We start from the raw sequence: 12,467 nt of genomic DNA on the forward strand, positions 1-12,467 counted from the left end.
ATCTTTCGAAACGATGGAATGAAAAAAATGAATGTTATTAACGAAAACGATATAAATATTTGAGAAATAATGCATTTACTAATTTTTAAGAACCTATTTTTTTCGAAAGTGAAAATAATCACGAAAGCAAAAAAAAAGGCCTAACTAAAAGATAGACCAATTCCATAAATCAAATACATAATGATTATTGCATATTTTGAATAAATTGATCAAAAAGATACGATGAATCATGTGGTCCCGGACTAGCCTCAGGATGGTATTGAACAGAAAAACAGTTTTTATCTTTCATACGCATTCCTGCAACGGTACCATCATTTAGGTGTAAATGTGTAATTTCGAGAGCGTCATTTGCATCCAATTCCTCCTTACTAACAGCAAAACCATGATTCTGCGAAGTAATCTCACCTTTTCCAGTAACTAAATTTTGTACCGGATGATTAATACCTCGATGACCATTGAACATCTTATAAGTAGATACTCCATTGGCTAAACCTATAATTTGATGTCCCAAACATATACCGAACAATGGTTTGTTATCAGCGATAATGGCTTTTGCAACAGCAATGGCACCATCCAAAGGCTCAGGATCACCAGGGCCATTAGATAAGAAATACCCATTTGGCTCAAAAGCAGCTAGTTCTTCGTAAGAGGAATCAAAAGGAAAAACTTTTATGTAACAGTCTCTTTTTGCTAAGTTGCGCAAAATGTTGGTTTTGATTCCTAAATCTAAAGCTGAAACTTTATACGTAGCGTTTTCATCTCCATAAAAATAAGGTTCCTTAGTTGATACCTTCGATGCCAGTTCCAGTCCTTTCATATCAGGAACAGCTGCTAATTCAGCTTTCAACTCTTCCACAGAAGTACCGTCAGTACAAATAACAGCATTCATAGCACCGTTATCACGGATGTAACTTACAAGCGCTCTAGTATCCACATCAGAAATCGAAATCAAATTGTGCTTGATAAAATAATCTTCTAAACTACCTTCAGCATCTACTCTCGAGTAATTAAAACTGAAGTTTTTACATACCAGCCCAGCAATTTTGATTCCATCAGATTCAACCTCTGCTTCATTAACCCCATAGTTACCGATATGTGCATTAGTAGCTACCATTATTTGCCTAAAATACGAAGGATCGGTAAAAATTTCTTGATAACCAGTCATTCCCGTATTAAAACAAACCTCTCCGAAGGTTTTCCCTGAAATCCCGATAGATTTTCCATGAAAAATAGTTCCGTCACTTAGTAAAAGTATAGCTTTTTGTTGTGTTGTGTATTTCATTAGTAGTTTATGAATTTAAATATGATAAATTTTAGCGCGACTCCTAACAAGTTTTAGAGCCCAACTAATAAACCTTTGATTTTAAAAGGATAAAGATTTGTTCACAAAATGGTAAAAAAAAAGGATAAACTACGAGTAGCTTATCCTTGATTTTTATTGAACAATTATTCTCATAATTACTCAGCAGAATCAGTAGTTGTTTCAGTCTCAGCAACTGGAGCTTCTGTAGTCTCATCCGCTTTTTTAGCTTTTCCACCACGACGGCTTTTAGCTTTTTTAACTTCTTTTTTACCACCATTGTAAAGTTCATTGAAGTCAACTAGTTCGATCATTGCCATATCAGCATTATCTCCTAAACGATTTCCAACTTTAATGATACGTGTGTATCCACCTGGACGGTCTCCTACTTTAGCAGCTACATCTCTGAACAAATCAGTTACAGCATACTTGCTACGTAAGTAAGCAAAAACAATACGACGGTTGTGTGTAGTATCAGATTTTGACTTTGTAATTAAAGGCTCAACAAATTGTTTAAGCGCTTTTGCTTTAGCAACAGTAGTATTAATACGTTTGTGCTCGATAAGAGAACAAGCCATATTTGCTAACATAGATTTTCTATGTGCAGTCTGTCTGCTTAAGTGATTGAATTTTTTTCCGTGTCTCATGACGTGTTTTTTTATACTTTCATCTTGATACTATCCGCTTTGGAGATCAAAATATGAAGTAATTTATTCTTTATCTAGTTTGTATTTAGCTAAATCCATACCGAAGTTCAAATTCTTAATTGCAACTAGTTCATCTAGTTCCGTTAAAGATTTTTTACCAAAATTACGGAATTTCATTAGATCATTTTTATTGAACGATACTAAATCACCAAGTGTATCAACTTCAGCCGCTTTCAAGCAATTTAATGCTCTTACAGAAAGATCCATATCAACAAGCTTAGTTTTAAGCAATTGTCTCATGTGTAATGATTCTTCATCATACGATTCTGTTTGTGCAATTTCGTCGGCCTCGAGTGTAATTCTTTCATCCGAGAATAACATGAAATGATGAATTAAAACTTTTGCAGCCTCAGTTAAAGCATCTTTTGGATTGATTGAACCATCAGTTTTAATTTCAAAAACTAATTTTTCATAATCTGTTTTTTGCTCTACACGGAAGTTTTCAATAGCGTATTTTACATTCTTTACAGGTGTAAAGATAGAATCAGTAAAAATCGTTCCAATTGCAGCATTCTGTTTTTTATTCTCTTCGGCAGGAACGTATCCTCTACCTTTTTCAATAGTTAAATCGAAATTAAGTTTGATCTTGCTATCTAAATTACAGATTACAAGCTCTGGATTAAGAACTTGGAAACCTGAAATAAATTTTTGAAAATCACCAGCTGTTAACTGATCTTTACCTGAAACAGAAATTGTAACTGATTCATTATCTATATCCTCAATTTGACGTTTGAAACGTACTTGCTTTAGATTTAAGATAATTTCGGTAACATCTTCAACAACTCCTGAAATAGTAGAAAACTCATGATCTACACCTTCTATGCGGACAGATGTAATTGCATAACCTTCTAATGCAGAAAGCAAAACTCTTCTAAGTGCATTACCAACAGTCAATCCATAACCAGGTTCTAAAGGTCTAAACTCAAATTTACCTTCAAAATCGGTTGAATCGATCATGATAACTTTATCGGGCTTCTGAAAATTAAATATTGCCATAAATTTCGACTAAGTCAATTATTATTTGTTGTACAACTCTACGATTAATTGTTCTTTAATGTTTTCTGGAATTTGAAGTCTAGCTGGTACAGTAACAAAAGTTCCAGATTTAGTTTCATTGTTCCAAGTAATCCACTCATAAACATGACTTGAATTAGATAAAGAACGTTCGATAGCCTCTATAGATTTAGATTTTTCACGAACACCAACTACGTCACCTGGTTTCAAGTGGTAAGAAGGAATATTTACATTTTCACCATTTACCGTGATGTGACGGTGAGAAACGATTTGACGTGCACCTCTTCTAGATGGAGCGATACCCATTCTGTATACAACGTTGTCTAATCTAGACTCACATAATTGCAAAAGAACTTCACCAGTAACACCTTTAGTAGCTGACGCTTTTTCGAATAAATTTCTGAATTGTTTTTCTAAAATTCCATAAGAATATTTAGCTTTTTGCTTTTCCATTAATTGAACAGCATATTCAGATTTTTTACCTCTTTTTTTAGCCATCCCGTGTTGTCCAGGAGGATAATTTCTTTTTTCGAAAGCTTTATCGTCTCCGAAAATTGCCTCGCCAAATTTACGAGCGATTCTTGTGCTAGGACCAGTATATCTTGCCATTTTAAATTATTTAAGATTGAGATTATGAATTCAGGTCTGATCCTTCGATAATCTTATATTCAATCTAGGTTATACTATTTACTTTAGTTTTGAGTATTATACTCTACGTCTTTTTGGAGGACGACATCCGTTGTGAGGCATTGGAGTAACATCAATGATTTCAGTCACTTCAATTCCACCATTGTGCAAAGAACGGATAGCAGACTCACGTCCGTTTCCTGGTCCTTTAACATATACTTTCACTTTTTTAAGTCCAGCTTCAAGAGCTACTTTACTACAGTCTTCTGCTGCCATTTGAGCTGCGTATGGAGTGTTCTTTTTAGAACCTCTAAAGCCCATTTTACCAGCTGATGACCAAGAAATAACTTCACCTTTTTTATTAGTCAAAGAAATGATGATGTTATTGAAGGTAGCAGAAATATGAGCTTCTCCCGTTGATTCAACGATAACTTTACGTTTTTTTGCAGTTGCTTTAGCCATATTACTTATTATTTAGTTGCTTTTTTCTTGTTAGCAACAGTTTTTCTTTTACCTTTTCTTGTTCTAGAGTTGTTTTTAGTTCTTTGTCCTCTTAACGGAAGACCAGTTCTATGACGAATACCTCTGTAACATCCAATATCCATTAAACGTTTGATGTTTAAAGAAACCTCAGAACGTAATTCTCCTTCAATTTTAAAAGCTGATACCGCTTCACGAATTGCTCCGATCTCGTCATCATTCCAATCTTGAACTTTTTTATCTTGGCTTACTTGAGCTTTATCTAAAATCTCAACAGCTCTACTTCTACCTAATCCGAAGATGTAGGTTAGTGCAATAACACCTCTCTTATTTTTTGGGATATCTACCCCTGCTATTCTTGCCATAATTATCCTTGTCTTTGTTTAAATCTAGGATTCTTTTTGTTTATTACGTACAATCTCCCTTTTCTTCGCACAATTTTGCACTCGGGACTTCTCTTTTTTACTGAAGCTCTAACTTTCATTTTGAATATCCTTTAATATCTATAAGTAATTCTTGCTTTAGACAAATCGTAAGGGCTCATTTCTAGTTTTACTTTATCACCCGGAAGCAATTTAATATAATGCATTCGCATTTTTCCTGAAATGTGCGCAATTACAATATGCCCATTCTCTAATTCTACACGGAACATCGCATTTGATAATGCTTCGATGATTGATCCGTCTTGTTCTATTGCTGATTGTTTTGCCATAAGATTAAGCTACCGCTTTTCTATTTTTACCACTTTTCATTAAACCATCATAATGCTTATTCAACAAATATGAATTGATCTGCTGCATTGTGTCAATAGCTACTCCAACCATAATTATTAATGAAGTACCTCCAAAAAACATTGCCCAAGATTGCTGAACATCCATAACACTTACAACAATTGCCGGGAACACAGCGATTAAGGCAAGAAATAAAGAACCTGGAAAAGTTATTAAGGACATCACCTTGTCTAAGTAATCAGAAGTTTCAACACCTGGTCTAACACCTGGAATGAAACCACCGCTACGCTTCAAATCATCTGACATCTTGTTTGTAGGAACCGTAATGGCAGTATAAAAGAAAGTGAATACAATAATTAATGTTGCAAAAACTAAATTATACCAAAATCCGAACATGTTACTAAAAGCACCAACAATAGATTGTGACGCATCAGATTTAGACAAACCTGCAAGTGCAGCAGGAATAAACATGATTGCTTGTGCAAATATAATTGGCATTACACCAGATGCATTAAGCTTTAATGGAATCCATTGTCTATTTCCGTTAAGCATGTCCTGTTCAAAATCACCAGAAGTTGTACGACGAGCGTACTGAACTGGAATCTTTCTTACGGCCATAACTAAAAGGACACATGATATGATAACTAACAACCAAACAATAATTTCGATTACTAAAAGCATTGGACCACCATTATTATTGGTTACCCTTGTAGTAAACTCTTGAATGAATGCCTGTGGCAAACGAGCCAAAATACCAACCATAATCAATAGAGAGATTCCGTTACCAATACCTTTATCAGTAATTTTTTCTCCTAACCACATTGCAAAAATGGTACCTGTAACTAAAATTACAACTGAAGAGAATAAAAATTCAAAAGAGTTGAACCCTAATAAGAAGGCTTTAGCTGGCAAAGTTCTATACAAATTATAAATATAAGTAGGACCTTGAACAAGCGTAATACCAATAGTTAACCAACGTGTGATTTGATTGATCTTTTTTCTACCGCTCTCTCCATCACTTTGAAGTTTTTGTAAATAAGGAATAGCAATTCCCATCAACTGAACCACAATAGATGCAGAAATATAAGGCATAATTCCCAAAGCAAAAACTGATGCTTGGGAAAATGCGCCTCCTGTAAACATATCAAGAATTGAACCAATTCCTTCTTTAGTTTGCCCAGCTAAATTAGCTAACTCTGAAGCATCAATACCTGGTAGGGTAACTTGTGCTCCAAAACGATAAACTAAGAGTAATCCGATTGTCATCAAGATTCTATTCTTTAGTTCTTCAATCTTCCAAACATTACTTATTGATTCAATAAATTTCTTCATACTAATTGAAAAATTACATTGTTACAGCTTCTCCACCAGCAGCTTCAATAGCAGCTTTTGCAGTAGCAGTAAATTTGTGAGCGGTTACTTTTAATTTTGCTTTCAATTCACCTCTACCTAAAATCTTAACGATTTCATTTTTAGTAGCCAAACGGTTAGCAACGTAAACTGTCATATCAACAGTATCTGTAATAACACCATTATCAACTAAAAGTTGTAGTGTATCAAGATTTACACCTTCGTAGTTCTTACGATTGATGTTTGTAAAACCAAACTTAGGTACACGTCTTTGAAGTGGCATTTGCCCTCCTTCAAAACCAATCTTTTTAGAATAACCAGAACGAGATTTTGCTCCTTTGTGACCTCTTGCAGAAGTACCACCTTTTCCAGAACCTTCTCCTCTACCTAATCTCTTATTTTGATTATGTGTAGAACCTTCAGCAGGTTGTAAGTTACTTAAATTCATAACAGTATTTGTTATTTAGTTTCTTCAACAGAAACTAAGTGTTTAACTTTATTTATCATCCCAAGGATTGTAGGGTTTGAATCATGCTCTACAACTTGTCCCATCTTACGTAGACCTAAAGCTTCTAATCCTCTTTTTTGAGAAAGCGGACAGTTGATTTTGCTTCTAACTTGTTTTACTAATAATTTAGCCATAATTTCCTTGAATTAACCTTTAAAAACTTTTTCTAAAGAAACGCCTCTTTGTTTTGCAACAGTGTAAGCACTTCTCATTTGTAATAAAGCATCAAAAGTCGCCTTAACTACGTTGTGAGGATTTGAAGATCCTTGAGATTTTGATAATACATCATGAATACCTACTGACTCTAAAACTGAACGAACAGCTCCACCAGCAATAACTCCAGTACCATGAGAGGCAGGAATTAAAAATACACGTGCACCACCAAATTTACCTTTTTGTTCGTGAGGAACAGATTGACCGTTCAAAGGAATTTTCACTAAGTTTTTCTTTGCATCTTCTACTGCTTTCGCAATTGCTTCAGAAACATCTTTAGATTTTCCTAATCCGTGTCCAACTACTCCGTTTTCATCACCTACAACTACAATCGCAGAAAAACCAAATGCTCTACCACCTTTTGTAACTTTAGTAACACGATTTACACTTACCAAACGATCTTTTAATTCAAGACCAGTTGGTTTTACTAACTCTACATTCTTGTATTTACTATTAGACATACTATATTAGAATTTAAGTCCAGCCGCTCTTGCGCCTTCTGCTAATGATTTAATACGACCGTGGTACAAGTATCCTCCTCTATCGAAAGTTACTACTTCTATACCAGCCTTTAAAGCTTTTTCTGCAACTAGTTTTCCAACTGCAGTAGCTACTTCAATGTTCGTACCGTTACCTATTTCTTTTTCTCTTGAAGAAGCTGCCAATAAAGTAACTCCATTCACATCATCAATTAATTGAGCGTAAATTTCTTTGTTACTTCTAAAAACAGATAGTCTTGGATTAGTAGCAGTACCACTAATTGTCTTTCTAATTCTGAATCTAATACGTTGTCTTCTTTCAGGTTTTGTTAATGACATAATCTTATTTTTTAAGCTGATTTACCTGCTTTTCTTCTTAATACTTCACCCACAAATTTAACACCTTTTCCTTTATATGGCTCTGGCTTACGGAAACCTCTGATTTTCGCAGCTACTTGACCTAAAAGTTGTTTGTCAAATGATGTTAACTTAACAATTGGGTTTTTACCTTTTTCAGATATAGTTTCTAAAGTTACCTCTGGAGCAATCTCTAAAATAATATTGTGCGAAAAACCTAATGCTAAATCTAATTTTTGTCCTTGGTTAGAAGCTCTGTAACCTACTCCAACCAATTCTAATGATTTAGTAAAACCATCAGTAACACCAACAATCATATTGTTGATTAATGATCTGTATAAACCGTGCTTTGCTCTTTGATCTTTGTGATCAGATGACCTGCTCACTTGAACCGTACCATCTTCAACTGTAACAGTAACGTCCGAAAACTCCTGAGTTAGTTGACCATTTTTTCCTTTAACTGTAATAATACCGTTAGCAACTTCAACAGTTACACCAGCAGGAACTACAATTGGATTTTTACCTATTCTTGACATCTTATTATAGTCTTTAAATTAGTATACGTAACAAATTACTTCACCACCCACATTTAACTGCTTCGCTTGCTTACCTGTCATCAACCCTTTTGAAGTTGAAACAATTGCAATTCCTAATCCATTAAGGATTCTTGGGATATTAGCAGAACTTGAGTATTTACGTAAACCTGGTTTACTAATTCTCTGGATATCTTTAATTACTGACTCTTTAGTATCTTTATCATACTTCAAAGCAATTTTGATAGACCCCTGAACAGCGTTGTCTTCAAATTTGTAACTCAAGATGTAACCTTGATCGAAAAGGATCTTAGTTATTTCTTTTTTTAGATTAGATGCAGGAATTTCTACAACTTTGTGGTTTGCAGCCACAGCATTACGAACTCTTGTCAAATAATCAGCAATCGGATCTGTATACATATGTATTAATTTGCGGTCTTGGTTTTCAATAAACTATTTATTGAACCTTAAACCAATTTATAAATATCAATAATACAGACTTAACACAAAGTCAAGTCTGTATCAGAACGCAATCTCTTGCGTATTACCAAGATGCTTTTTTAACACCTGGAATCAATCCGTTGTTTGCCATTTCACGGAAAGTAACACGTGAAATACCGAATTGACGCATATATCCTCTTGGTCTACCTGTTAATTTGCAACGATTGTGCAAACGAACTGGGGAAGCGTTTTTTGGTAACTTTTGCAAACCTACGAAATCTCCAGCTTCTAACAAAGCTTTTCTTTTCTCAGCATACTTTGCTACTGTTTTTTCTCTCTTCACCTCACGGGCTTTCATTGATTCTTTAGCCATGTCTTAATTCTTTTTAAAAGGTAATCCTAATTCTGTTAATAGAGACTTTGCTTCTTTATCTGTTTTAGCAGTAGTTACAAAAGTGATATCCATTCCTGAAATCTTGTTAACTTTGTCAATATCAATTTCAGGGAAAATGATTTGCTCTAAAACTCCAAGGTTATAATTACCTCTTCCATCAAAACCAGTAGCTTTAATTCCGCTAAAGTCTCTTACTCGTGGTAAAGCTGAAGTGATAAGTCTATCTAAAAACTCATACATTCTTTCACCACGTAAAGTTACTTTTGCTCCAATTGGCATTCCTTTTCTCAATTTAAATGACGCAACGTCTTTCTTTGAAATTGTAGAAACTGCTTTCTGTCCAGTGATCTTTGTTAACTCTTCAACTGCATAGTCGATAAGTTTTTTATCAGATACAGCTGCACCAACTCCTTTACTTAAAACGATTTTGTCCAATTTTGGAACCTGCATTACGTTTACGTATCCGAATTCCTCTTTAAGAGCAGCAATTACTCTGCTCTTATATTCTTCTTTTAGTCTAGGTATATACGCCATTACTATAGTACTTGATTAGATTTTTTTGAAAATCTTACTTTCTTATCTCCTTCAACTCTTACACCTACTCTTGTTGTTTCCTTAGTTTTAGGATCAATAAGAGAAATATTAGAGATTTGAATTGGAGCCTCTTTCTTTACAATACCACCTTGAGGGCTTTTTGCACTTGGTTTCGTATGTTTAGAAACCATATTTACACCTTCAACAATTGCTTTGTTTTTCTCGCGGTCAACACGTAAAACTTTACCTTCAGCACCTTTGTGATCTCCAGCAATTACTCTTACGATGTCACCTGATTTAATTTTTAGCTTTATCATCTTAAAACGAATTAAAGCACTTCTGGTGCTAATGATACAATTTTCATGAATTGTTTTTCACGAAGTTCTCTTGCTACTGGACCAAAAACACGAGTACCTCTCATTTCACCAGCAGCATTTAATAAAACGCAAGCGTTATCATCAAATCTGATGTATGAACCATCGGCTCTTCTTACTTCTTTTTTGGTACGTACAACAACTGCAGTTGAAACAGCTCCTTTTTTAACGCTTCCGTTAGGAGCAGTATCTTTGATAGAAACTACAATTTTGTCACCAACAGAGGCATATCTTCTTTTAGTACCTCCTAAAACACGGATAGTTAAAACTTCCTTTGCTCCAGTGTTATCTGCTACTTTTAGTCTTGATTCTTGTTGTACCATAATTATTTAGCTCTTTCTAAGATTTCAACTAACCTCCAACATTTTGTTTTACTCAAAGGACGTGTTTCACTAATCCTTACTGTATCTCCAACATTGCAGTCGTTCATTTCGTCGTGTGCGTGATACTTTTTAGTTTTCAACACGAACTTACCGTATAATGGGTGTTTTACTCTACGTACTTCAGCAACAACAATAGACTTGTCCATTTTGTCAGAAGTTACAACACCAATTCTCTCTTTTCTTAAATTTCTTTTTTCTTCCATCTTTCAGCAGACTACAGTTATTGTCTTTTAGTAAGTTCGGTAGCTAATCTTGCAACTGTTCTTCTCACGATTCTAATTTGAAGTGGATTCTCAATTGGTGAAATAGCGTGAGCCATTTTTAGATCAGCATAGGTTTTCTTAGTCTGGCTAAGCTTCTCTTGCAACTCTGCTGCAGAAAGATTTTTTATTTCTGATTGTTTCATAATAATATAGATTATGCTTCGAAATCTCTAGCTACGACAAACTTAGTTTTTACTGGAAGCTTTTGAGCCGCAAGACGTAACGCCTCTTTTGCAACTGACAAAGGTACTCCTCCAACTTCAAACATAATTCTTCCGGGTTTAACAACAGCAGCCCAATACTCAACTGCTCCTTTACCTTTACCCATACGTACCTCTAAAGGCTTCTTAGTGATAGGTTTGTCTGGAAATATTTTAATCCATAATTGTCCTTCTCTTTTCATGTAACGAGTTGCAGCAATACGCGCAGCCTCGATTTGACGAGAGGTTAAGAACATTCCATCTTCATGTACAGATTTAATTCCAAACATTCCATTTGAAAGTTCGTGCCCTCTTTGAGAATTCCCTTTCATTTTACCCTTTTGTACCTTACGGTATTTTGTTCTTTTAGGCTGTAACATTTTTCTTTACTTTAAAAATTACTTTCGTTTACGAGCGTCTGGCTTTCCACCTTTGTTGAAAGGCTTTCTATCTCCTCTTGGAGAATCACCACCTTTACCACCGGCACCAGATTGTTTTTTGTCCATTCCGGCTAGTGGAGAAAGATCTCTCTTTCCATAAACTTCACCTTTCATGATCCATACTTTGATTCCCATTCTACCATAAGTAGTATGAGCTTCTGCCAAAGCATAATCAATATCAGCTCTGAAAGTTGATAAAGGAATTCTACCTTCTTTGAAACCTTCTGAACGAGCCATCTCAGCACCATTCAAACGACCAGAAATTAAAACTTTGATACCTTCAGCGTTCATACGCATAGAAGCAGCAATAGCCATTTTAATTGCACGTCTGTAAGAAATTCTGCTTTCGATTTGACGACAGATGCTTGTAGCAACTAGATACGCGTCAAGCTCAGGTCTTTTGATTTCAAAAATATTGATTTGAACCTCTTTGTCAGTAACTTTCTTAAGTTCTTCTTTCAACTTGTCTACCTCTTGTCCGCCTTTTCCGATAATTATACCAGGTCTAGCAGTAGTGATAGTAACGGTTACAAGTTTCAAAGTTCTCTCGATGATTACTTTAGATACACTAGCTTTTGATAAACGAGCATGGATATACTTTCTGATTTTGTGATCTTCGGCTAATTTATCACCGTAATCATTTCCACCATACCAGTTTGAGTCCCATCCTCTGATGATACCAAGTCTATTTCCAATTGGATTTGTCTTTTGTCCCATGCTGCTTAAGAATTGCTTTGTGTGTTATTGATAGCTCCTAACACGATTGTTACGTGGTTAGAACGTTTTCTTATTCTGTGTGCTCTTCCTTGTGGTGCTGGACGAAGTCTTTTCAACATCATACCACCATCTACACGGATTTCCTTAACAAATAATCCAGCTTCTTCTAAACTAGCTTCACTATTTTTTTGCTCCCAGTTGTTGATCGCAGATAATAATAATTTTTCTAATTTTCTTGAAGCTTCTTTAGAACTAAATCTCAAAATGTTAAGTGCTCTTTCTACCTTCTGACCTCTTACCAAGTCCGCTACTAAGCGCATTTTTCTAGGTGAAGTAGGGCAGTTATTCAATTTTGCGAAAGCAATAGACTTATTAGCCTCTTTTCTCGCATCTGCTGTTTCTCTTTTACGAACTCCCATTGC

At 35.0% G+C, this 12,467-nt stretch carries 24 protein-coding genes; all 24 read right to left on the reverse strand.

Features of this window, described 5'->3' with window-relative positions:
* Window positions 1–184 precede the first annotated feature (184 nt).
* Complete coding sequence (carA, locus tag L1S34_RS12515; protein ID WP_236364305.1) at window positions 185–1,282, reverse strand: glutamine-hydrolyzing carbamoyl-phosphate synthase small subunit; 1,098 nt, start codon at window positions 1,280–1,282, stop codon at window positions 185–187.
* A gap of 176 nt (window positions 1,283–1,458) precedes the next feature.
* Window positions 1,459–1,947: a 50S ribosomal protein L17 gene (rplQ, locus tag L1S34_RS12520; protein ID WP_210791236.1), complete on the reverse strand. Its 489-nt coding sequence runs from the start codon at window positions 1,945–1,947 to the stop codon at window positions 1,459–1,461.
* 63 nt (window positions 1,948–2,010) lie between these two features.
* Complete coding sequence (locus L1S34_RS12525) at window positions 2,011–3,003, reverse strand: DNA-directed RNA polymerase subunit alpha (protein WP_035668087.1); 993 nt, start codon at window positions 3,001–3,003, stop codon at window positions 2,011–2,013.
* A 21-nt stretch (window positions 3,004–3,024) separates the two neighbouring features.
* Window positions 3,025–3,630 (reverse strand): 30S ribosomal protein S4, encoded by a 606-nt coding sequence (rpsD, locus tag L1S34_RS12530; RefSeq protein ID WP_166138191.1) that lies wholly within the window; start codon window positions 3,628–3,630, stop codon window positions 3,025–3,027.
* A 96-nt stretch (window positions 3,631–3,726) separates the two neighbouring features.
* On the reverse strand, window positions 3,727–4,110 hold the full coding sequence (rpsK, locus tag L1S34_RS12535) for a 30S ribosomal protein S11 (protein WP_024981527.1): 384 nt from the start codon (window positions 4,108–4,110) through the stop codon (window positions 3,727–3,729).
* Between the two features lie 8 nt (window positions 4,111–4,118).
* A complete protein-coding gene (gene rpsM, locus L1S34_RS12540) occupies window positions 4,119–4,493 on the reverse strand; it encodes a 30S ribosomal protein S13 (RefSeq protein ID WP_166138189.1) in 375 nt (124 codons plus the stop codon).
* 2 nt (window positions 4,494–4,495) lie between these two features.
* Window positions 4,496–4,612, reverse strand: a complete 117-nt coding sequence (gene ykgO, locus L1S34_RS12545) for a type B 50S ribosomal protein L36 (protein ID WP_008992256.1) — start codon at window positions 4,610–4,612, stop codon at window positions 4,496–4,498.
* A 12-nt stretch (window positions 4,613–4,624) separates the two neighbouring features.
* Window positions 4,625–4,840, reverse strand: a complete 216-nt coding sequence (gene infA / locus L1S34_RS12550; protein ID WP_007136545.1) for a translation initiation factor IF-1 — start codon at window positions 4,838–4,840, stop codon at window positions 4,625–4,627.
* Window positions 4,841–4,844: 4 nt separating this feature from the next.
* The gene (secY, locus tag L1S34_RS12555) at window positions 4,845–6,191 is read right to left on the reverse strand and encodes a preprotein translocase subunit SecY (protein ID WP_166138186.1); all 1,347 of its coding nucleotides are present in this window, start codon (window positions 6,189–6,191) and stop codon (window positions 4,845–4,847) included.
* Window positions 6,192–6,204: 13 nt separating this feature from the next.
* On the reverse strand, window positions 6,205–6,657 hold the full coding sequence (gene rplO / locus L1S34_RS12560) for a 50S ribosomal protein L15 (protein ID WP_166138183.1): 453 nt from the start codon (window positions 6,655–6,657) through the stop codon (window positions 6,205–6,207).
* 11 nt (window positions 6,658–6,668) lie between these two features.
* The gene (rpmD, locus tag L1S34_RS12565; RefSeq protein WP_166138180.1) at window positions 6,669–6,851 is read right to left on the reverse strand and encodes a 50S ribosomal protein L30; all 183 of its coding nucleotides are present in this window, start codon (window positions 6,849–6,851) and stop codon (window positions 6,669–6,671) included.
* A 12-nt stretch (window positions 6,852–6,863) separates the two neighbouring features.
* Window positions 6,864–7,391 carry a 30S ribosomal protein S5 gene (gene rpsE / locus L1S34_RS12570; protein ID WP_166138177.1) on the reverse strand — a complete coding sequence of 176 codons (528 nt, stop codon included), beginning with the start codon at window positions 7,389–7,391 and terminating at the stop codon, window positions 6,864–6,866.
* A gap of 6 nt (window positions 7,392–7,397) precedes the next feature.
* On the reverse strand, window positions 7,398–7,748 hold the full coding sequence (gene rplR / locus L1S34_RS12575) for a 50S ribosomal protein L18 (protein WP_121925772.1): 351 nt from the start codon (window positions 7,746–7,748) through the stop codon (window positions 7,398–7,400).
* 11 nt (window positions 7,749–7,759) lie between these two features.
* Window positions 7,760–8,302, reverse strand: coding sequence for a 50S ribosomal protein L6 (rplF, locus tag L1S34_RS12580; RefSeq protein ID WP_166138175.1), 543 nt, complete (start codon window positions 8,300–8,302; stop codon window positions 7,760–7,762).
* Between the two features lie 18 nt (window positions 8,303–8,320).
* On the reverse strand, window positions 8,321–8,719 hold the full coding sequence (gene rpsH, locus L1S34_RS12585; RefSeq protein WP_086452756.1) for a 30S ribosomal protein S8: 399 nt from the start codon (window positions 8,717–8,719) through the stop codon (window positions 8,321–8,323).
* A gap of 124 nt (window positions 8,720–8,843) precedes the next feature.
* Entirely contained in the window at window positions 8,844–9,113 is a 270-nt protein-coding gene (gene rpsN, locus L1S34_RS12590; protein ID WP_026707007.1) for a 30S ribosomal protein S14, read from the reverse strand.
* Between the two features lie 3 nt (window positions 9,114–9,116).
* Complete coding sequence (gene rplE / locus L1S34_RS12595; protein ID WP_166138172.1) at window positions 9,117–9,668, reverse strand: 50S ribosomal protein L5; 552 nt, start codon at window positions 9,666–9,668, stop codon at window positions 9,117–9,119.
* 2 nt (window positions 9,669–9,670) lie between these two features.
* Window positions 9,671–9,985, reverse strand: a complete 315-nt coding sequence (rplX, locus tag L1S34_RS12600) for a 50S ribosomal protein L24 (protein ID WP_166138168.1) — start codon at window positions 9,983–9,985, stop codon at window positions 9,671–9,673.
* A gap of 11 nt (window positions 9,986–9,996) precedes the next feature.
* Window positions 9,997–10,365: a 50S ribosomal protein L14 gene (rplN, locus tag L1S34_RS12605; RefSeq protein WP_026717863.1), complete on the reverse strand. Its 369-nt coding sequence runs from the start codon at window positions 10,363–10,365 to the stop codon at window positions 9,997–9,999.
* A 2-nt stretch (window positions 10,366–10,367) separates the two neighbouring features.
* A complete protein-coding gene (gene rpsQ, locus L1S34_RS12610; protein ID WP_166138164.1) occupies window positions 10,368–10,628 on the reverse strand; it encodes a 30S ribosomal protein S17 in 261 nt (86 codons plus the stop codon).
* A 17-nt stretch (window positions 10,629–10,645) separates the two neighbouring features.
* Window positions 10,646–10,831 (reverse strand): 50S ribosomal protein L29, encoded by a 186-nt coding sequence (gene rpmC / locus L1S34_RS12615; protein ID WP_166138161.1) that lies wholly within the window; start codon window positions 10,829–10,831, stop codon window positions 10,646–10,648.
* Between the two features lie 11 nt (window positions 10,832–10,842).
* Entirely contained in the window at window positions 10,843–11,268 is a 426-nt protein-coding gene (gene rplP, locus L1S34_RS12620) for a 50S ribosomal protein L16 (protein ID WP_017495016.1), read from the reverse strand.
* An 18-nt stretch (window positions 11,269–11,286) separates the two neighbouring features.
* A complete protein-coding gene (gene rpsC / locus L1S34_RS12625) occupies window positions 11,287–12,045 on the reverse strand; it encodes a 30S ribosomal protein S3 (protein WP_121337683.1) in 759 nt (252 codons plus the stop codon).
* Between the two features lie 5 nt (window positions 12,046–12,050).
* The gene (gene rplV, locus L1S34_RS12630; protein ID WP_024981512.1) at window positions 12,051–12,464 is read right to left on the reverse strand and encodes a 50S ribosomal protein L22; all 414 of its coding nucleotides are present in this window, start codon (window positions 12,462–12,464) and stop codon (window positions 12,051–12,053) included.
* Between the last annotated feature and the right edge of the window lie 3 nt (window positions 12,465–12,467).

The organism is Flavobacterium sp. K77 (assembly GCF_021608205.1).
Lineage (GTDB): Bacteria > Bacteroidota > Bacteroidia > Flavobacteriales > Flavobacteriaceae > Flavobacterium > Flavobacterium turcicum.